Source organism: Pseudomonas sp. R3.Fl, assembly GCF_023516765.1.
Classification (GTDB): Bacteria; Pseudomonadota; Gammaproteobacteria; order Pseudomonadales; family Pseudomonadaceae; genus Pseudomonas; species Pseudomonas citronellolis.
Window position 1 is genome coordinate 5,348,074 of record NZ_JAMGSO010000001.1, and the last position, 19,966, is coordinate 5,368,039.

Annotated in this window: 12 protein-coding genes and 1 pseudogene; 6 read left to right on the top strand and 7 right to left on the bottom strand. The window is 62.6% G+C overall.

All coding sequences use genetic code 11. The features are described 5' to 3' along the window. The first annotated feature begins 571 nt into the window (after positions 1-571). From M8R19_RS23635 to M8R19_RS33320, 4 genes are all read left to right on the top strand, one after another. Positions 572-1,546: a YagK/YfjJ domain-containing protein gene (locus tag M8R19_RS23635; RefSeq protein WP_249919077.1), complete on the top strand. Its 975-nt coding sequence runs from the start codon at positions 572-574 to the stop codon at positions 1,544-1,546. Between the two features lie 141 nt (positions 1,547-1,687). Next, positions 1,688-2,851 (top strand): MFS transporter, encoded by a 1,164-nt coding sequence (locus M8R19_RS23640; RefSeq protein ID WP_249919078.1) that lies wholly within the window; start codon positions 1,688-1,690, stop codon positions 2,849-2,851. Between the two features lie 198 nt (positions 2,852-3,049). Then, the gene (locus M8R19_RS23645; protein WP_249919079.1) at positions 3,050-5,308 is read left to right on the top strand and encodes an EAL domain-containing protein; all 2,259 of its coding nucleotides are present in this window, start codon (positions 3,050-3,052) and stop codon (positions 5,306-5,308) included. Beyond that, positions 5,292-7,256 carry a sensor histidine kinase gene (locus M8R19_RS33320; protein ID WP_249919080.1) on the top strand — a complete coding sequence of 655 codons (1,965 nt, stop codon included), beginning with the start codon at positions 5,292-5,294 and terminating at the stop codon, positions 7,254-7,256. The genes M8R19_RS23645 and M8R19_RS33320 overlap by 17 nt, the downstream gene beginning before the upstream one ends. 245 nt (positions 7,257-7,501) lie before the next feature. Here M8R19_RS33320 and M8R19_RS23655 read toward each other — a convergent pair whose 3' ends face one another. From M8R19_RS23655 to M8R19_RS23670, 4 genes are all read right to left on the bottom strand, one after another. Beyond that, positions 7,502-8,554 carry a mechanosensitive ion channel family protein gene (locus M8R19_RS23655; RefSeq protein WP_249919081.1) on the bottom strand — a complete coding sequence of 351 codons (1,053 nt, stop codon included), beginning with the start codon at positions 8,552-8,554 and terminating at the stop codon, positions 7,502-7,504. A gap of 93 nt (positions 8,555-8,647) precedes the next feature. Further along, positions 8,648-10,381: a peptidoglycan D,D-transpeptidase FtsI family protein gene (locus M8R19_RS23660; protein WP_249919082.1), complete on the bottom strand. Its 1,734-nt coding sequence runs from the start codon at positions 10,379-10,381 to the stop codon at positions 8,648-8,650. 197 nt (positions 10,382-10,578) lie between these two features. Further along, positions 10,579-11,937: a Na+/H+ antiporter NhaA gene (gene nhaA / locus M8R19_RS23665; RefSeq protein WP_249919083.1), complete on the bottom strand. Its 1,359-nt coding sequence runs from the start codon at positions 11,935-11,937 to the stop codon at positions 10,579-10,581. 209 nt (positions 11,938-12,146) lie between these two features. After that, positions 12,147-13,535, bottom strand: a complete 1,389-nt coding sequence (locus tag M8R19_RS23670; protein ID WP_249919084.1) for an IS4 family transposase — start codon at positions 13,533-13,535, stop codon at positions 12,147-12,149. 214 nt (positions 13,536-13,749) lie between these two features. On the opposite strand from M8R19_RS23670, the gene M8R19_RS23675 reads away from it, so the two are divergent. Continuing rightward, positions 13,750-15,723 (top strand): BCCT family transporter, encoded by a 1,974-nt coding sequence (locus tag M8R19_RS23675; protein WP_249919085.1) that lies wholly within the window; start codon positions 13,750-13,752, stop codon positions 15,721-15,723. Between the two features lie 19 nt (positions 15,724-15,742). Here M8R19_RS23675 and M8R19_RS23680 read toward each other — a convergent pair whose 3' ends face one another. Genes M8R19_RS23680 through M8R19_RS23690 form a run of 3 tightly spaced genes read right to left on the bottom strand, consistent with a single transcriptional unit; the run spans position 15,743 to position 19,177 of the window. Then, on the bottom strand, positions 15,743-16,150 hold the full coding sequence (locus M8R19_RS23680) for a DUF1850 domain-containing protein (RefSeq protein ID WP_249919086.1): 408 nt from the start codon (positions 16,148-16,150) through the stop codon (positions 15,743-15,745). Then, entirely contained in the window at positions 16,147-18,174 is a 2,028-nt protein-coding gene (locus tag M8R19_RS23685) for a TRAP transporter permease (protein ID WP_249919087.1), read from the bottom strand. The genes M8R19_RS23680 and M8R19_RS23685 overlap by 4 nt, the downstream gene beginning before the upstream one ends. Positions 18,175-18,223: 49 nt before the next feature. Then, entirely contained in the window at positions 18,224-19,177 is a 954-nt protein-coding gene (locus M8R19_RS23690) for a TAXI family TRAP transporter solute-binding subunit (protein ID WP_249919088.1), read from the bottom strand. Positions 19,178-19,583: 406 nt separating this feature from the next. Between M8R19_RS23690 and M8R19_RS23695 the strand changes: the two are divergent. After that, positions 19,584-19,956, top strand: a pseudogene (locus M8R19_RS23695) (histone-like nucleoid-structuring protein, MvaT/MvaU family). Positions 19,957-19,966: the final 10 nt, after the last annotated feature.

Genomic DNA, 19,966 nt, shown 5'->3' on the forward strand with positions numbered 1-19,966 from the left:
TGGAGGTCATTTAAGAGCCGCCCGCGGAAACGTTCGGTGAATATTGTTCATGGCAACAGCCGCCCCTTTAACTGTTCCCTTGGCCACTAAGATTACGTTCTTAGCTTTGTCTTATTTCTCAGGTAACTCCCAGTGCATAATGTCGAAGTGAGTTCCGGCTGAACTGGATATTTTCGACGAGCAGCCTGATGACACTGAGGTTTATGGAGTTTGAGTAATGGGGTTTATTGATATACACCTGTAAACTAGGCATCTCTGTAAACCAGACGTACCTTTAAATCAGACGTGCCTGAAAATCAGAAAAACCTGTAAGCCAGACATACTTGAAAACTAGATACAGCTGCACATCAGCTGTATATAGGCTGGACAACCCTCAGGCTTGCCGAACGCTCTATCAACTCTCGATTGATACCAAGATGTTTATCGTCATCGACCGAGTGATATTTTAGCTTGTCTCTCGCAAAGATCGTTCAATTAAAATTCTGTACCTACTACGCCTGGCCCACTACTCCCCCAGTTTTAAAATACCCACACCGTACTTGGTATGACTTAAACCAACCAGGTACACATCATGACCAATCAAACAGCCAAACACCTCTCCCAATCCGACATCGCTATTCAGATCGAACGACTCGTGAACGCAGTGATTCGTCATGACTGTCCTGCATTCAGGATCAGCTACGACGCACAGGGGGATGAGGTCGTCGAGAGAACCAGGCTCTCTCGGTACTTCGATCACATTCGGCAGATGTATCACCTGGTGCATGACGAGACGTATGCCCTGAGTGAGCACCTGCTCGCGTTCAAGGAGGCGTGCTACGACATCGGCATCGAGTTCGGGATGTTCGGGATGACGTGCATGGACGAGACCGAGGGAGGGCTCCTGTCAGAGGCCCAGACCTACAACTGGCTCGTGGAGAGGATCCGGGAGCACATACAGACCAAGTGGTTCAAGCGTGGGAAGAATGACCGTGCTTACCGGGAAAAGGGGAATCGGCAGACAGTGACTGAATACGTGGAACGGGTGCTGGATAGCCGTTCACGCACTGTAGTGGTGAGGGTGAATCTGTACTACCGGGAGGCTGTACGTAATCGCTTGAAGGTAGAGGACGTCTTCGAGGATCTGGACAGGCTGATCCGGGCCAGAGAGTACGATCCGATCTTCCAGCATGAGACAGGCTACATCTGTGCTGTGGAGCAGGGGGAAGACATGGGCTACCACATCCATGCGGCGTTCTTCTTCGATGGTCGAGAGGTGCGCAGTGACTATGCCAAGGCTGAGGCCATCGGTGGGCTGTGGAGAAAGATCACTGAAGGCTGGGGGTACATCCACAGTTGCAACCACGAGAAAGAAAAGTATGAGGATGACCGTGGGGTAGGGATGTTCAGCCGTAAGGACGCAGTTGGTAGGCGCAATGTGATCAAGGCTTGTCACTACCTGATAGAGGATGGCCAATCGCTGCGGGTGAGGGCTGTGGGGGCAAGGACGTTCCGGGTTGGTCGTACTGCCCGGAGCTACTGCGAGTATCCACATCCCCTTGAATGACAGCCGGGCAACGGAAGAAGATAATGGCCGCACGTTCAATATTGCCGGGCTGTTGTCCAACTCCTGATCCCCTGCATGTCTTCGCCTCCTGCCTTGCCTGAATCGCCCCCCACGGCTGAATTTTCATTCAGGCGAATCGCTGTGCCGGCCTTCGGCCCCTCGTTGCTTTTCGGCCTGGGCGAAGGCGCCATTCTCCCGATCATTCCGCTGATGGCGCGTGATCTGGGGGCCTCCGTGCCGATGGCCGCGCTGGTTGTCGCGCTGATCAGCATCGGCTCGCTGCTCAACAACATTCCGGCGTCGTTGATCACGATGCGCTGGGGTGAGCGCTGGGCTATCGTCGCGGCAGGTATCTGGAGCGGGCTCGGCATGGCCCTTTGCGTGCTGACAGCGCATCTTGGCCTGTTCGCGGCCGGCTGCTTCATGGTGGGCATGTCGCAGGCGGTCTACAACCTGGCACGCCAGAGCTACATGACCGAGGCCGTTCCGCTCGCCTATCGGGCGAGGGCGCTATCGACGCTGGGCGGGGTGATGCGTATTGGCATGTTCATCGGTCCCTTTCTGGGCGCGGCAGCCGTCCATGCGTTCGGCCTGTCGGCAGCCTACGCTGTCGGGATTGCCGGGGTGCTGGGGGCTGCGGCGATCGGTGCACGAGTCCCGGACCTGGAGCCGCTGCCGGTTCCACTGGGCCAGGCGCCTGCCGCCACGACGATCGTTTCGACGCTCAGGGACCACCGCCATGTGTTCCTCACCCTGGGTATCGGCGTCGTCTTGGTCAGTGCCGTGCGAGCCTCGCGCCAGGTCGTCATCCCCCTGTGGGCCGATCACCTCATGTTGGCGCCTGCCTTGGCCTCCTTGATCTACGGACTGGCGGGCGGCATCGACATGCTGGTGTTCTACCCGGCGGGCAAGGTAATGGACCACAAGGGCAGGGGGTGGGTCGCGGTGCCCTCAATGCTCATCATGGGCATGGCGATGTTACTGATGCCTTTTACCTCGGGCTTCTCCACGCTGTTGCTAGTTTCGTTGGCCATCGGCTTCGGCAATGGCATTGGCTCCGGAATGATCATGACCCTTGGCGCGGACCATTCCCCGCGGCATGGGCGCGCGCACTTTCTCGGAGTGTGGCGCCTGATGTCCGATATCGGCTCCTCGTGCGGGCCGGCACTTCTATCGTTCCTGGCGGGCAGCCTGTCGCTGGCGGCGGGAATCGCCGCGACCGGGATCATCGCCTTTGCCGCGGCGGGATCGTTGGCGTATTGGATTCCCAAAGTGCAGCGCTCCGAACGGAGCAGCAATCCCTGAGGATACAGTCCATCCTGAATACAGCCCGGGACTATTCTTGGTCTTGGCGAGTCTGTGTCGATAGTGGCCGATAGGTTCAGTAGAGCGATATCGGGGCGATAGCGAGTGCCGGAAGCTAGCTCAGGGCATTCTGGCTGAATGCCATCCTTTGCTCTATACAGGGAAGGCATGCTTGCCCGGCATCCTCCAGGGTTAGCAATGCTCAAGGACCCGGATGAGGGGATGGCGATGCGAGGGAATGATGAAGTACCCGGAGAGGACATGTTCCAGTTCTCTCCCGAAGAACCATCGGCGGCCCCGATCGACGTGGCCCCCCTGCTGGTGCTCAGCGTCGATGACAACCCTGGTTTCCAGCGGTCGTTACGGGCAGCGCTGCAGGGGTACCGTTACCAGGACCAGCCGCTACACCTGCTGACGGCCCGATCTGCCGAGGAGGCGGCCACGTTGATGGTGGCTACTCCAGAATTGGCGGTGGTGCTGCTCGACGTCGTGATGGAAACCGACGATGCCGGTTTGCGCCTGGTGCGCAATGTGCGCGAGGTGCAGGGTAATGCCGATGTGCGGATCGTTCTCTTAACCGGTCAGCCGGGCATGGCGCCTATGCAGGCGTCGTTGGACCAGTTGGATATTAGCGACTACTGGCTGAAGACCGAGCTAAGCCAGGAGCGTTTGCACAGCATCCTCACCGGCAACCTGCGCACCTGGCAGCAAATCCGTGCGCTGAGCCGAGCCAAGCGTGGACTACAGGCGATCGTCGAGGCGAGTAATAGCCTAACCCTTGCCAGGGGGCTGGAGGACTTCTCGGCGCGAATGATCTGTGAATTGTCGAGCTTGCTCGGGGTGGCGCCGGATGGCCTGGTCTGCGTTCAGGCGGAGCATGCCAATGAGACGCCGTTGCGCGCCTGCATTAGCGCTGCAGCTGGACGCTTCTCCGGACATTTGGCCAGGCCATTGGCATCTCTGGACGATATCCAGATCCGTAGCCTGCTGAGTCGGGCGATGGAAGAGCAGACGGCCATTGCCACCGCGGATAGTCAGGTGCTCTTTTTCCCTGGTACGGCGGGCGTACCCCACGCAGCAGCCTACCTGGCCACCGACCGGCACCTTGACGAGACCGAGCATGAGCTTTTGCGGGTGTTCTCCACCCAAGTCAATTCCGGATTGATCAACGTGGCCCTCAGCAGCCGCCTTGACCGTATCGCCTACGAGGATGCCTTGCTGTCGATCCCGAATGGCAACGCCTTGCTCCGCGAACTGGAAAGTGTCCTAGCCCTGCCTCCACCTTGCGGTCGCACGTTGCTGCTGGTGGATCTGGATCAATACGCCGAGAGCAGTTTGTCGTTGGGTGTCGAACAAGGTGACTTGATGCTACAGGGGATGGCTCGGCGCCTGCGTGCAAGTTTTCCGCCGCCCTGCCTAGTTGCACGACTCCATGAGGATACCTTCGCGATTCTCGGTCCCACCCAGCGCCTCTCGGAGAAACAGGTGCGTAGCCTGGAGCTGCTCGACGAGAGCGCCCATTCCCCCTTCATCGGGATTGGTGCCGCCCGCCTGGACCTGGATGCCTACAGCGGGTCCGCACGGGGCGCCATCGCGGCAGGCCTGCTTTTGCTCAAGCGGGCTCGCAGCGAGGCAGCGCTGCTATGCGAGTACCAACCGGGTATGGAGACGGAGACCAGTCTGCGTTTCCAACAGTCCCATGCGCTCTATCACGCGCTGCGTAACACCGAGGGCATCCGCATAGTTCTCCAGCCTCAGGTCGACTTGCTAAGTGGGCGGGTGTTGGGAGCGGAGGTGCTAGCTCGCTGGGTCGATACAAATGGCATTGAAGTACCTCCTGGTGTGTTCATCCCCATCGCGGAGGCGAATGGCCTGATAGTGCCGCTGGGCAAGCGCATCTTGGAGATGGCCTGTGCTGCGGTGCGAAAGATCGACCAAGCCGGTTTTCCCGATCTGACACTGGCGGTCAACGTGTCGCCACTGCAATTGGCTCGCCAGGAGTTTTCGGAAGAGCTTGCCGCGGTGGTTCGGCTGCATGGTATTCGCCCCGAGCGTATCGAACTGGAGGTCACCGAATCGGCGGCGATGAATGACCAGCAGGCCGGCGGCACTATCCTACGCAGTCTGAAGGAGGCTGGATTCTCTATCGCCATCGACGATTTCGGCACTGGCTATTCGTCGTTGAGTTACCTGCATTCGATCTGCGCCTCGACGCTCAAGGTCGACCAGCGCTTCGTTCGCGAAATCGGTCTGGTCGACGATGACCAAAGCATCGCCGACATGATCATCGCTCTCGGTCGCCGCATGCAGATGCACGTGCTGGCCGAAGGAGTGGAAACCGCCGCGCAGGCCAACTGGTTACGCGAGCACGGCTGTCAGCGAGCCCAGGGGTATCTGTTCGGTCGCCCCGAGCCGTTGGACACCTTTATCGAGCATCTGCGTGAACGGGGCCACTGAGGAGTCGGGACTGCTGCAAACCGCCGGCTCGGACGGTTTGCAGCTCGATGGCCACTGGTGGCGGCAGCGGTGGCGCCATCTGCTGATACTGTCCGTCCCCTGGTTGTTGCTGTTGTTGCTGGGCATCCCGTTGCTGTGGAGCGAGCTGGAGCGAGCGGTGCGGGAGCCGGCGCTGCGTGCTCGCGACAGTGTCCGAGAAGAAGCTGTACAGGTACTGACGCGGGCGCTGGACCTACTACGACACGACGTGGTTTTCCTCGCCGACCTGCCGCCGGAGTTGATCAGTGCTGATACCCGCGCGGACTCCATGGCCGCGCGCCTTTTCCTCAGCTTCTCACGCAGCTCCGGTTACTACGATCAGGTTCGCTGGATCGACGAGAAAGGCGATGAGCGCTTACGCGTCAACAACCGTGACGGTCGTGTCGCACTGGTGCCGCCGGAGCAACTACAGAACAAGGCCGATCGTCCGTATTTCAGCGAGGCCGTGGGTCTTCCTGCCGGCAGCATCTACTTCTCCCAGCTGGACCTTAACGTCGAGCGTGGAGCCATCGAGCATCCACTGCAGCCAACGTTACGGGTCGTCAGCCCGGTGCTGGATCAAGGGCGAAATCATGGAGTGGTAGTACTCAACTATCGTGCCCAACGGTTGCTTGATCGCTTACGTCAGTTGGGTGCGCGCCAAGGCGTGAAGCTCTATCTGGTGAACCACGAGGGATACTGGCTGCTCGGGCCGAGCGCAGAGGAAGAGTGGAACTGGCAACTGGGCAATGGCGAGCGTCGGCTAGCCGCGAGCTTGCCGGGACTCTGGCAGCAGATGCAGAACCGAGGCAGCGGCGATTGGAGGGGAGAGGGTGGTGATTGGTCGTGGATCGACCTGGACCGCGCCGAAGTGCTGCACAGCCGCGAAGGCGTACAAGTCGACGCTCATCGTTTCGGGCTACGTGTGCTGGTGGAGCTGCCGGACGGAGCTGTCGGCACGCTGAGCTGGCGCTGGAAAGGGGTCGTTGCCGTACTGGCGTTGTTCATCCTCGGCCTGGCTGCTTTCCTGATCCTGCGCCTGCTGCGCAGTATGCTCGCTGAGTCGAGCCGGCGCCGCGAGCTAGAGCTGGCCAATAGCGCCCTGATCGAGGCTGGCCGGGATATGCAGGCGATGCAGGCAGAACTGGCCCGGGTCGAACGCCTGTCTTCGCTGGGGTTGATGATCGCCGGTGTGGCCCACGAGATGAATACGCCGCTGGGGGGCGCCAGCCTGGCACTCTCCACTGTGCAGAGCAGTCTCGATGAGCTCCTGCGACGACTCGACGCCGGGTTGCGCCGTTCCGATCTTGAGCGTTTCCTCGCGGACAGCCGGGAAGCTCTGGCCATCGCCCAGGCCGAGACCGGCCGCGCGGTCGGGGTGGTACAGCGTTTCAAGCAGGTCGCCATGGATCGAACCAGCCTGCAGCGACGTCGTTTCGACCTCGCGGAGGCAATCCTCGATGCCGATGTGCGCCTGCGCCACTGGGATCCTCAACAGCCGGTGCAACTGGCGCTGGATTTGCCGCCGGGGCTATGGATGGACAGCTACCCGGGACCGTTGGGGCAGGTGATCTCCAACCTGCTGAGCAACGCCCTGGAGCATGCCTTCCCCGGCGGCGGGGCGGGGCGGATTAGCATCGCCATCGCTGCCGACGGGCTAGAGCGGGTGGTACTGAAGTTCAGCGACAATGGCAAGGGCATCCCCCAGGCCGAACTGCCACGCATCCTCGAACCCTTCTTCACCACTGGCCGCCATCGCGGTAATACCGGACTGGGACTGCACATCCTGCACCAGATAGTCAGCGAGGTGCTGGGCGGGCGGTTGCAGGTAGAAAGTGTGGCGGTAGACGAGTCGCGGGGGGCCGGGCAGGGGACGCGTTTCATCCTGTATCTACCGCGCAAGGGGCCGGATACGTTGCCTAGTGTTTGAGAACGTGCGGTCGACTTTCTGCAGGACGCTGCGTTTTCCTAAAGATGCGACGGTAACCGACGGAAATACCTGATATCCGTTTGGGTTGTACTGGTTGTGTCAGTTTGACATTATCGGGCTGCCATCATTGCGGCTGACCAGTCTGAACCCCATCTCCTGCTGAGCACCCACAATGATGGATATTCCCTTTAAGGACCCGGCTTCGGCCGGGTTTCTTTTTATTTCAGGGCCGCGACAGGAAAGCTCTATTGAACTGCCTTGCCGGTTTGCTCCGGAATGCGCAATTCCCGTACCGGGAAGGCGAATTCGACGCCTAGCTCATCGAGCCCCGAAAGCAGCCGCAGGTTGATCGCCTGCTGGACGTCCATATAGCGGTTGTAGTCGGCGGTCTGCATGATGTAGACGACCTCGAACAGCAGCCGGCTTTCTTCGAAGGCGGCTAGATGGGCGCGGTCGAACTTCGCCTCTGTCTGGGCGTCGATGATTTCCTTCACGAGTCCCGTCACCGCCTTTGCCTTGTCGGCTGGGGTCCGGTAGCTGATCCCGAACTGGAACACGATCCGTCTGGTATTCATTCGTTTGTAGTTATGCAGCGTCTGCTTGAGCAGTTCGGTGTTGGAGCAGACGATCTGCTCGCCACTGAGGCTGCGGATGCGGGTGGTCTTCAAGCCGATGTGCTCGATGGTGCCCGCCACGTCACCGAACACCACGAAGTCATCGATCTCGAACGGCTTGTCGAAGCCAATCGAGAGTGATGCGAACACGTCGCTCAAGATGGTCTGCACTGCGAGTGCTACAGCGATGCCACCTACGCCCAGGCTGGCGATCAGGGCGGTGATGTCGACGCCTAGGTTGGCCAGGATGGAAAGTAGCATCACAGCCCAGACGACGATCAGCACCACCACCGAGATGATTGTCGCCATCACTGGGTTCTGGATGCCGCCGAATCGCGAGAGGGCGAGGTCGCAGGTCCACAGGCGGGCGCAGGCATCGAGCCACAGGGCCACCTGCAGGGCCAGGACGACGAACCATCCATGGGCCAGCGCCATCTCCCAGTTGACGGGAAGGGTGACCAACTTGAGGGCCAGCATCAGCGCGAAGACGAACACCAGGGTGTTGCGGGTCCTGTTCGCGATGACCGATGCGTAGCGTGCCCAGTGGCTGGTCCTGCCCTCCAGGCGCTTCCTCGTGGTGCCCAGCAGGAAACGAAACAGCCCATGGCCGATGACGGTCGTGGCCGCCACTAGCAGCAGATGACCGAGAAAGGCCAGATCGAGCCAGGTGTCGAGTTGCTCCATGGAAATCCTCCCCTTCGACTCGGTTTGAATAGTCTTGGTCGAGTCGGGTCGGGAGAAGTTCAGGAAAATGGCGAAAGGCGTCTCGAGGGCACCTCAGCCCGACGCCAGTGTCTGGCTAGCCGTTGCCGCCTCGCGCAAGGGCGGCTCCGGCAGATTGTCGGGTGGGGCTTCCAGGATGCGCAGGGCGCCACTCATCACGCGACTGAACACCGGCGCGGCGACCTTACCGCCGAAGTAGCCGTCGCGGCTGGGCTCGTCGATCACCACCGAGATGGCGATGCGCGGAGCGCTGACCGGGCCGAAGCCGACGAACATCGAGCGGTAGGCGTTTTCCCGGTAGCCGCGCGCACCGGTGGCGGCCTTGCGCGCTGTGCCGCTCTTGCCGGCCACGTGATAGCCGGGCACCCGGGCGCGATGGATGCCGCGGGGCGATTCGACCACCTGTTCGAGCATGGCCGTCACGGTGTGCGCGACCTTTTCCGGAATGACCTGCTCGGGGCGCGGCGCGCGCTCGCGGCGCACCAGCGATAGGGGCACCATGCGCCCGTCATTGGCCAGGGTGGCATAGGCGTGGGCCAACTGCACGGCGGTTATCGACAGGCCGTAACCGTACGACAGCGTGGCCGTCTCCGCTGGCCGCCAGCGCGGGTAGGCCGGTAGGTTACCGACGCGCTCGCCGGGGAAGCCCAGACCGGTGTACTGGCCCAGGCCCATCCGTTGCATCACGTCGTGGATGGCTTGGCCGCCGATGTCGAACGCTACCTTGCTCATGCCGACGTTGCTGGAGTTGATGAGGATGCCGGTGAGGTCGAGTATGCGGCCCTCGCTGCGGGTTACGTCGCGAATGGTGTAGTGGCCGATGCGTAGGCTGCCGGGCCACACTTCGACCTGGTCGGACGGCCGCCAGCGGCCGCTTTCCAGCGCCGCGCACATGGAGATGGGCTTGACGGTGGAGCCCGGCTCGAACACGTCGGTCAGCGCGCGGTTGCGGATGGCCGCGGGGTCCAGGCCCTGGCGGTTGTTCGGGTTGAAGGTGGGCTGGTTGGCCATCGCCAGCAACTCACCGGTACGCACGTCGATCATCACCAGGCTGCCGGCCTTGGCGCCGAACTGGTCCAGCGTCCGCTTCAGTTCGCGGTTGGCGAGGTATTGCAGGCGCAGGTCCAGCGACAACGCCAGGTCCTTGCCGGGCTTGGCGTTGCGCACGACCTGCAGGTTCTTCACCACGCGCCCGTACAGGTCCTTGAGCACCAGGCGTCGGCCGGGCACCCCGGACAGCCAACTGTCGAAGGCATATTCCACGCCCTCCTGGCCGTGGCCGTCGATATCAGTGAAGCCGACCACCTGGGACGTCGTATCGCTGGCCGGGTAGAAGCGCCGATACTCTTCCCGCGCATAGACGCCCGGCACCTTGCGCGCCAGGATGGCCTGTCCGATCATCGGCGGCAGGCCCCGCTCCAGGTAGAAGAACTCGCGTTCGCGGTTGGCCTGCAGGCGCGCCGCGAAGGCCGCAGGCGTCTGGCCCAGGGCGTTGGCCAGTTCGGCCCAGCGTTCGGGCGCGGTGGCCAGTTCCCTGCCGTTGGCCCAGAGGGTGAGCATCGGCGTGCTCACCGCCAGGGGCGCGCCCCGGCGGTCGGTGATCTCGCCGCGATGGGCGGGAATCTTCAGGTAGCGCAGGCTGCGCGCATCGCCATGGGCTTGCAGGAACTCGCGCTGATGCAATTGCAGTTCGAGCAGGCGCCAGCAGAGCACGGCCGAAAGAAGGCCGAAGAGCAGGATGACCAGACGCAGTCGCCAGGGGTGGCTGAGGCTGGGCGGAATGTTCATCGGGCGTCGCTGTCCGGGCGTTTCACTGGGCTATCTGTCGACCTGGGGGGCTGGAAAGGGGCAATGTACCATGTCATCCGGGCCGCCCCGGTTCGGGTGTTCGGTCCGCGAGGCTGATGCTCGTCCGAGCAATAGTGGGCGGACTTCGTCCCTCAGGCACGACCGTTGGCTCTGAGACGGACCCTGGATCGGGTCGCTCACTTCGCGCGCGCAGGCTCCCGCCCCTTGTCCTGACGCATGACGAAGACCCCCCAGGCCAGCCCCAACGCTGCGGCGAAGGTGGAGCCGATCAGTACGCCGAGCTTCGCGGGGCCGAGCAGGCTGGGCTCGGAGAAGCCGAGCATGGCGATGAAGATCGACATGGTGAAGCCGATACCCGCGAGCAGCCCGATCAGGATGACGCCTCGCCAGGTGACCCCGCTCGGCAATGCACACCAGCCCAGGCGTACCATCAACCAGGTGATACTGATGATGCCGAGTGGTTTCCCGATGATGAGCGCGACGGCCACGCCCAGCAGGACCCAATGCGGCGCCTCGGCAGCCAGGTCGATGCCCTGGAGGCTGACCCCGGCGTTGGCAAGGGCGAACAGGGGCATGATGCCGTAGGCGACCCAGGGATGCAGGGCCTGCTGAACGCGTACCACGGGCGGGACCAGTTCGCGCTGAGCATGGCGCAGGCTCTTCAGGGGCGGCATCAGGTCGCTTGCGTCCCGTTCCGGTGATTGGGCCCGGCCGATCAGTTCGCCGGTGATGCGCGAAACACGCTCCAGGGGGCGCTCCCGCATCGGCATGCTGTACACCGGTGTCATCAGGCCGAGCACCACGCCGGCCAGGCTGGGATGCGCCCCGGTCATGAGCAGGCCGGCCCAGGTCACCGCACCCGGAAGCACATAGGCGTAGGCGGTTCCAACGCCGATCTTCTGCAGGCCGAGCACGAGCAGGATGCCCACTGCCGCGATGGCGAAGCCACTGTAGTCGAGGCCTCCTGAGTAGAAGACGGCGATGATCAGGACCGCGATGATGTCGTCGATGACGGCCAGCGCCAGCAGGAACACCCTGACGTTGGCGGGGATGGATTTGCCCAGCAACGCCAGCACGCCCACCGCGAAGGCGATGTCGGTGGCCGTCGGTATGGCCCAGCCCGAGTGCGCGGCGGGGGTGTGGTTGATCGCCAGGTAGATCGCTGCCGGCGCCAGGACACCACCAACAGCCGCTATCATGGGTAATGCCGCCTGGCGCAGGTTGGCCAGGGCACCCTCATGGATTTCCCGGCGGATTTCCATGCCGACGACCAGGAAGAACACGGTCATCAACCCATCGTTTATCCAGAAGTGGAGCGAACGCGAGAACGTGAAGGAGCCGATTCCGATGGACAGCGGAGCGTGCCATAGGGCGTCGTAGCCATGAGCGGCCGGGGAGTTCGCCCACAGCAGGGCGATGACGGCGGCGACCAGCAGGACGGCGCCACTGACGGCTTCGATGTGCAGGAAACGTTCAAGGTTGGCGAAGGCGCGTTCGGCCATTCGCTGGGCACGGGGCAGGGGATTCTGTTGCATGCGCACAAGCTCTCCGCGCGGCGGCCCGACCTGCGCATTGACCTGTCTCGCCACCTTTGCAGCAGACACCCGGAGCGCAAGTCTACAGGACCCTTTCGCGGTGAGTGAAGTACTAGCGCCTCACGTTCGCACCGTTGCGTAAGCGTCATCACGCTGACTGGAGTATCAGGAATCGCTCGGCGAAAAAAGCGCCCATTTCCGAATGGCACTTACTTAACCCTTTTCGGATGACCGTGTTTCTTGATCGCTGCCCGAGCAGATTGACGTGTGCAGGTCAGTAATGGGTAGGGCTTTGGCCTTCGCTTGAGGGCTCTGGGTTCAACTCGCCCGGAGCGATTGCCGACACGCTGTTGCGCGACCAGAACCAGCAGGCCGCGAAGAGTCGTACCTCCGTCAGGATCATCGTCGAATTGCCGCCACGCCAGCCATAGCTGGAGGCTGTGCTTGAAGCTCAATTCACGGGGCAGGCAGTCAGCCATCGAGGCCGATTGCGCCATGATCAGGCGAATCAGGTTGTGTGCCAGCAGGTAAATCCAGAGTTCCTTGATAGCCATCGCGGGAGCTTTACAGCTCAGCATTTCGAGCCCCATCGTGGTTTTGAGATTGCGCAGATCCAACTCTACGTGCCAGCGGCTTTTGAACAGCGCTTTCAAGGCAGCCTTGGGCGTTTGACTCGTGCAGCGCAGCGTCGTGACCAGAATCTTGTCGCCCGCTTTCAACTCCCGAACCTCCAACCTGTCAGGCACTTGCTCGTAGTAAGCCTGGCTCATCCAGGATGGGCGTTTCCGGGGCTTTTCCAGACCGATCAGATGATCGCGCGTCCCCAGGCGCTTACCTCGCCGAAAGTCGGTACTGCGCCGACGCGCGCCATATTGCTCAAACACACCATCGATGCCCCTGCGCTGCAATTCACACAGCAGGAAATAGGTCGCGTAGTAGGCATCTCCCAGCAAAACATCGCCAGCGTTCAACGTATCGAGCATCGACCGCAACAGGGTTTGCTCATCGCCACCCTTGCCGCGAAAACGACCCAATGCTGCATTCAGCACTGCACCGCTGGAGAGGCAGACGATGCCAACCAGCCGACAAATCGGAAAGCCCAATCCCGGCTTTTGCCCGCGCGACTGCGGATAGGCGGCCTGATTAGCCGTTGTATCCGGCATCGACACCGTCGTGCTATCCACCAGCCGAACCGGTCTGCCCATCCATTGCCCTGTCTTGCCTGAATAGTGACTGATCAGGCTGCCAGTGTTGCGCACCAGCGTGGAAACCATCTCCACCGGCAACCGCTGACGAGCACGGCAGTAGCCGCCGGTGTGCGTGCTGCACGGCTTCAAACCCGCTAACAGTTGTTTGACGGCCATCTCATTGACCGCCTTCTGGCAGGAACGGTCGGCACTCAAGGCCTGGGCCATGAACATGGACAACGTCTCTGTCGGCGGGAACAAGCGCTCCCGATGAAACGGCAGCAACGACTCGACATGCTCGAATAACTCAGGGCCGGTTAGCAGGTTGAAGAAGGCGTAAGCGTCCGTATTCGATGTATGCCGACGGGCGCGCTGCTGTTGATGAATGACGGCTTGGCGCCTAGGATTCATCTGGGCTGCTCCTTGGGCTCGGTGTGTGTTCGCAACTATCACCGTAGACCAAGAGCAGCCTTTCTTTTCTGAATCAATCGCTTAGCGCTTAAGTAAGTGCCATTCCGCCCATTTCCCATTTCCCATTTGCGGTAGGGGTAGCAGGCCATGCTTGTTACCCTTAATAGGTTTTCCGCTGTGCTTCGGCACACAGATTCAAAGGAGAAAACCCGCAATGAATGCCCCATCCAAGCCAAGGAGTACCCTGAATCCACCGGTGTTCTATAGCAGTGCAGTGCTTATCCTGGTACTGGTGCTCTATGCCTCCGTTTTCCAGGAGCAGGCACAAGCGTTGTTCAACGACGTGCAGCAATGGATCATCACCAATGCCAGCTGGTTCTACATCCTCGCGGTGGCGCTGATCCTGATCAGCGTCGTGTTCCTGGCGGTCAGTCGCTATGGCGATATCAAGCTCGGCCCCGACCACAGCGAGCCGGAGTACCGCAGCAGCAGTTGGTTCGCCATGCTGTTTTCCGCCGGCATGGGCATCGGCCTGATGTTCTTCGGCGTCGCCGAGCCGGTCATGCATTTCACCACGCCGCCGGTGGGTGAGCCGGGCACGGTAGCCGCCGCGCGCGAAGCGATGAAGATCACCTTCTTCCACTGGGGCCTGCACGCCTGGGCGATCTATGCGATGGTCGGGCTGATCCTGGCCTACTTCAGCTTCCGCAAGGGCTTGCCGCTCACGCTGCGCTCGGCGCTCTATCCGCTGATCGGCGAGCGCATCCATGGGCCCATCGGCCATGCCGTGGACATTTTCGCCATCCTCGGCACCGTGTTCGGTGTCGCCACTTCGCTGGGCTATGGCGTGCTGCAGATCAACAGCGGTTTCCACCATCTGTTCGGTTTGCCGGTGAACCCCACCGTGCAGATCGTCCTGATCGCCATTACCTGCGGCCTGGCCACGCTTTCGGTGGCCAGCGGCCTGGATAAGGGCATCCGCATTCTTTCGGAGCTCAACCTGGGGCTGGCGGCGGTGCTGCTGCTCTTCGTGCTGTTGCTGGGCCCCACGGTCTTCCTTCTGCAGACCTACGTACAGAATACCGGCGCCTACCTGTCCGACATCGTCTACAAGACGTTCAATCTCTACGCCTACCAGCCCACGGACTGGATCGGTGGTTGGACCCTGCTGTACTGGGGCTGGTGGTTGTCCTGGTCGCCTTTCGTGGGTCTGTTCATCGCGCGCATCTCGCGTGGCCGGACGATTCGCGAGTTCGTCTGTGGCGTGCTGTTCGTGCCGGCCGGTTTCACCCTGCTGTGGATGACGGTTTTCGGTGACTCTGCGATCCACATGATCCTCACCGATGGCGTGCAAGACCTGGCGGCGATAGTCGACCAGGACAGCTCGCTGGCGCTGTTCGCCTTCCTCGAGCATTTCCCGCTGTCGAGCGTGGTGTCCATGGTCGCGGTACTGATGGTGGTGGTGTTCTTCGTCACCTCCGCCGATTCCGGTGCTCTGGTGGTGGATATGCTGGCCTCGTCCGGGCATGACCACTCGCCGCTATGGCAGCGCATCTTCTGGTCGGTGAGCATTGGCGTGGTGGCGATCGCGCTACTGCTGGCCAACGGGTTGAAGGCACTGCAGACCGCGACCATCGCCAGTGCGCTGCCGTTCTCCATCATCCTCCTGGCTTCGATCTGGGGATTGTTCCGTGCGTTGCACCTGGACGCCACCCGCCGCGGCCTGCGCAACCAGGCACTGCCGTCGCCGCGCCAGGCGCCCCATGCCCATGGCGGCTGGCAGCGGCGCCTGCGCAACATCGCCATGTTGCCGCGGCGTGCCCACGTGACGCGCTTCATCGCCGAGGTGGCGAGGCCGGCGTGCGAGGAGGTCGCCGCCGAATTGCGCAAGCAGGGCTACGAGGTAACGGTGAGCGAGCGCGAAGACGGCCGCGTGAGCCTGGAGCTGGACCATGTCGGCGAAGGCCGCTTCCTCTACGAAGTGCGACCGCGCGCGTTCACCACGCCCAGTTTCGTCATGCGTGACACCGAGGAGAGCAGCGATGCGCGCAAGTACTTCCGTGCCGAGGTGCATCTGCGCGAGGGTGGCCAGGACTACGACATCATGGGCTGGAGCCGCGATGACGTGATCAGCGACATTCTCGATCAGTATGAAAGGCACCTGCACTACCTGCACGTCGTCGGCTGAGCGAGCGCGATTCGCTGCGCTAGAGGGGCCGGGACGTTTCGGTGGTCGTCTCGCAGGCCCAGAAATCCACGGCCGGGGTCGCCGTCGTCGGTGGCCCCAGCCAGTGCGACAGCGTCTGGCAGCCGTGTTCGGTGCACAACTGGTAGTCGCCGGCCTCGGGCGTGCGCCCGGCGTGCAGCGGTTGCAGCGGTGGAAGGTGGCGCCGGTAGTGCCAGGCGCCGTCGCGCAGGACCGCACCGTCCGGAATCTCCATGCCGGCGCCGTTGCCGCGTACGCGTGCCTCGCCCAGCACCAGGCCGGCGGGCGTCACCTGGTAGTCCTCTTCCCAGCGAATCTTCTCGATGCTGTGCTGCCAGGCGAGGGTGAAGTGCTGCAGCGGCAGGCTGGCCCAGACCACCCCGGCCAGCCCCAGGCACAGGCCGGTCATGCCGGCTGCCCGGCCGCGCCGCGATGGCGCCACAGGTGCCAGCCGAGCACCGCCGCGCCCAGGGCGAAGCCGGCTTCGTCGCTGATCGGCAGGGCGAGGATCAGCAACAGGCCGGCGGCGAACGCCAGGCCGCGTTCCCACCAGGGCATGGGGGCACTGAGGTGGCCGATGGAGGCCATGCCCCAGAGCACTACCGCGAAGATTGCCTTGACCAGCATGTAGAGCGTGGCCGCCCAGCTGTCACCCTGCATCATCAGCGCCGGGTCGTACACCGCCATGAAGGGCACGACGAAGCCGGCCAGGGCGATGCGCACCGCCCAGAAGCTGATCTTCAGCCCCCTCTCCTGAGCAATGGGGGCGGCGGCGAAGCAGGCCAGGGCCACCGGCGGGGTGAGGTCGGCGAGGATGCCAAAATAGAACACGAACATGTGCGAGACGATCAGCGGCACGCCCAGCTCCAGCAGGGCCGGCGCCGCGATGGAGCTGGTGATGATGTAGTTGGGGATGGTCGGGATGCCCATGCCCAGCACCAGGCAGGTGAGCATGGTCAGCACTAGCGAGAGGAACAGGTTGTCGCGGCCCAGATCGAGGATGTAGCCGGCGAAGGTGGTGGCCACCCCGGTCAACGAGATGACGCCGATGATCACCCCGACCAGGGTGCAGGCGATGCCCACCGGCACCGCATGGCGGGCACCTTCGGCCAGGGCCATGACGCAGGCCCGCAGGGTGGCGCGGCCGCCGCGGATGAAGACGCAGGCCAGTGCCAGGGCCGCGATGACCAGGAAGACGATGCCGATACCCAGGCGGAAGAACCCCGAGCAGAGCACCCCTAGCGCCACCCAGAAGGCGATGCGCAGCCAGGTGTTGCCGGCGCGCAGGATGATCGCCGAGCCGAGGATGACAATGGCGGTCAGGGCCAGGCCGACCATGCCCGAGTACAGCGGGGTACGCCCGGAGAACAGCAGGGCGATCAGCACCAGCAGCGGGATCAGCAGGAACCAGCGCTGGCGCAGCGCGCCCCAGGAGCTTGGGCATTGCTCCGGCGGCAGGCCGTGCAAATGGCTGCGCCGGGCCTCCAGGTGGACCATCCAGTACACCGAGCCGAAATACAGCAGGGCCGGGATCAGCGCCGCCTTGGCTACCTCGGCGTAGGGCACGTTGATGGTCTCGGCCATGATAAAGGCCACCGCCCCCATCACCGGGGGCATGATCTGGCTGCCCATGCTGGAGGTGGCTTCGACGCCGCCAGCGAAGGCCGGCGAGTAACCGAAGCGTTTCATCAACGGAATGGTGAACTGCCCGGTGGTGACCACATTGGCCACCCCGGAGCCGGTGATGGTGCCCATCAGCGCCGAGGAGAACACCGAGACCTTGGCCGGTCCGCCGCTGCGGTGGCCGAACAGGCCCATGGCGAAGTCGGTGAACAGGCGGATCATCCCGGCCTGTTCGAGGAAGGCGCCGAATAGGATGAACAGGTAGATGTAGGTGGCCGACACATAGGTGGGCGTGCCGTACAGGCCTTCCGTGCCGAAGGATAGCTGGTTGACGATTTGGTCGAAGCCATAGCCGCGGTGCGCCAGGTCGCCCGGCAGGTACTGGCCGAGCAGACCGTAGACGAGGAACAGGGCGCAGATGATCGGCAGGGCGATGCCCATGACGCGCCGGGCGGCCTCGAACACCAGCACGATCAGTACCAGGCCGATGAGCATGTCGCCGTGGGTCAGCTCGCCGGAGCGCTGGATCAGGTCGGCCTCGAAGAACCACTGGTAGGCCGCCGTGGCCATGCCGGCCAGGCCCAGCAGCCAGGCCAGCGGTTGCCAGGGGCGGCCATGGCCGCGCGCCGGGTAGCATAGGTAGACGACCAGCAGCAGGAAGCCCACGTGCACCGCGCGCAGGACCTGGGTGGCGATCAGCGGGAAGGCCGCGGTGGTGACCTGGAAGATCGAGAAGGCCAGGGCGACGGCGAACAGGCTGGCGGGCCAGCGCTCTGTGTCGGCATGCAGGCCGTGGGCGGTATCGCTCATGCGGGGGTCTCCTGCAGTGGCCGGCCCCGGCGTGGGGCCGGCCCGGGGCTCAGGGAAGCAGACCTTTTTCCTTGTAGAAGCGCTCGGCGCCGGGGTGCAGCGGAATCGGCAGGTTCTTCGCCGCCTTGTCCAGGCTGATGTCCTTGGCCGCCGCATGGGCGGTGACCAGGCGCGGCAGGTTGTCGAACAGCTGCCTGGTCATCTGGTAGGCCAGTTCGTCGCTGACATCTTCGCGGGTCACCAGGATGTTGATGATGGCCGCGGTGGGCACGTCGGCGTCCTGGCCGTCATAGGTCTTGGCCGGGATGGTCGCCGGCAGGTAGGCGTTGTTGCCGATCTTCGCCACCACCTCGGCGGGGATCGCCACGAAGCTCACCGGCATGGTCGAGGCGAGGTCGCGGATCGATGCCTGGCCCAGGCCCGAGGACTGCAGGGTGGCGTCGAGCTGGCGGTTCTTGATCAGCTCCACCGATTCGGCGAAGGGCAGGTACTCGACCTTGCCCATGTCCTCGTAGCTCAGCCCGGCGGCCTTGAAGATGGCGCGGGCGTTCAGCTCGGTGCCGGACTTGGGCGCGCCGACGGAGATGCGCTTGCCCTTGAGGTCGGCCAGGGAGGTGATCCCCGACTCCTTGCTGGCGACGATCTGGATGTAGTTGTGGTAGGTGCCGGCGATGGCCCGCAGCTTCTTCAGCGGCGTCTTGAAGCCGGCGTCGGCCTCGCCCTTCCAGGCGTCGGCCACCGAGTCGCCAAGGGCGAAGGCCAGTTCGCCGCGGCCGGCCTGGAGCAGGTTGAGGTTTTCCACCGAGGCCTTGGTGGCCTGCACCGAGGTCTTGCTGCCCTCGATGCCGTGGCTGTAGATCTGCGACAGGCCGACGCCCACGGGGTAGTACACCCCGCTGGTGCCGCCGGTGAGGATGTTGATGAAGGTGGGGGCGGCCTGGGCGGTGGCGCAGACGGCGAGGAAGGCGGCGCCGGCCAGCGCCAGGCGGGTGCGTCGGATCATGGCTCGGTCTCCAGGTTCTTGTTCTTGTGCCTGAATGACTAACCCTAGAACGTCTGCGCCCGGCCTGCCCAGGTTTTTAGCTGAAAGTCTAAGTGCGCACGACGGCTTTTAGCTCAGGGTTTATTTGGTGCCAGCTTATCGAGAACCTGCCGCGCCAGAGCGTGGTACATCGAGACCGGGGCTATCACATCCTGAGAAGGTCGCGAAGTCACGCATTACAGGCTAGTTCGGGTACGCACAGATGGTGCGACTGAGGCCGCAGATTCCCTCATGGCCACCACCAAGACGTTGCGCTTTGGTCGCATCCCGCGCGATTACTGATCTTTAGCCACAGGCCTGCTAGTTGGGATGATCTGCAGAGTCGGATATGCTCTGTGGGACATTCATTTTTATTGAGATTATTTTTATGTCGAAGCTTGCTGAGTTCCGTGCCGCAGAAAAGGCTCTTGCTGACCAACTGGCCTATCTCGAGTCTCTGAAGAACGATAATTCCCTCAAAAAGGAAATCGAGTTTGAGGAAAAACTGAAAGCGCTGATGGGCGAGTATGGCAAGTCCCTTCGTGACATCGTAGCGATCCTCGATCCATCGGCAACTGGCGCTGTGAGTGTCCGCGGAGACCGTGCATCGCAATCCAAGCGTCGTGAGCGTGTGGTGAAGGTCTACAAGAATCCGCACACTGGCGAAGTGGTAGAAACCAAGGGGGGGAAACCACAAGGTGCTGAAGGCTTGGAAAGCTGAGCACGGTAACGATGTGGTTGAGTCTTGGTTGCAAGGCTAACGGGTACCGT

Coding starts and splice junctions, on each gene's coding strand:
- M8R19_RS23635 (WP_249919077.1), top strand. CDS start 572: ATGACCAATCAAACAGCCAAACACCTCTCCCAATCCGACATCGCTATT.
- M8R19_RS23645 (WP_249919079.1), top strand. CDS start 3,050: ATGCTCAAGGACCCGGATGAGGGGATGGCGATGCGAGGGAATGATGAA.
- M8R19_RS23655 (WP_249919081.1), bottom strand. CDS start 8,554: ATGGAGCAACTCGACACCTGGCTCGATCTGGCCTTTCTCGGTCATCTG.
- M8R19_RS23660 (WP_249919082.1), bottom strand. CDS start 10,381: ATGAACATTCCGCCCAGCCTCAGCCACCCCTGGCGACTGCGTCTGGTC.
- nhaA (WP_249919083.1), bottom strand. CDS start 11,937: ATGCAACAGAATCCCCTGCCCCGTGCCCAGCGAATGGCCGAACGCGCC.
- M8R19_RS23670 (WP_249919084.1), bottom strand. CDS start 13,535: ATGAATCCTAGGCGCCAAGCCGTCATTCATCAACAGCAGCGCGCCCGT.
- M8R19_RS23675 (WP_249919085.1), top strand. CDS start 13,750: ATGAATGCCCCATCCAAGCCAAGGAGTACCCTGAATCCACCGGTGTTC.
- M8R19_RS23680 (WP_249919086.1), bottom strand. CDS start 16,150: ATGACCGGCCTGTGCCTGGGGCTGGCCGGGGTGGTCTGGGCCAGCCTG.
- M8R19_RS23685 (WP_249919087.1), bottom strand. CDS start 18,174: ATGAGCGATACCGCCCACGGCCTGCATGCCGACACAGAGCGCTGGCCC.
- M8R19_RS23690 (WP_249919088.1), bottom strand. CDS start 19,177: ATGATCCGACGCACCCGCCTGGCGCTGGCCGGCGCCGCCTTCCTCGCC.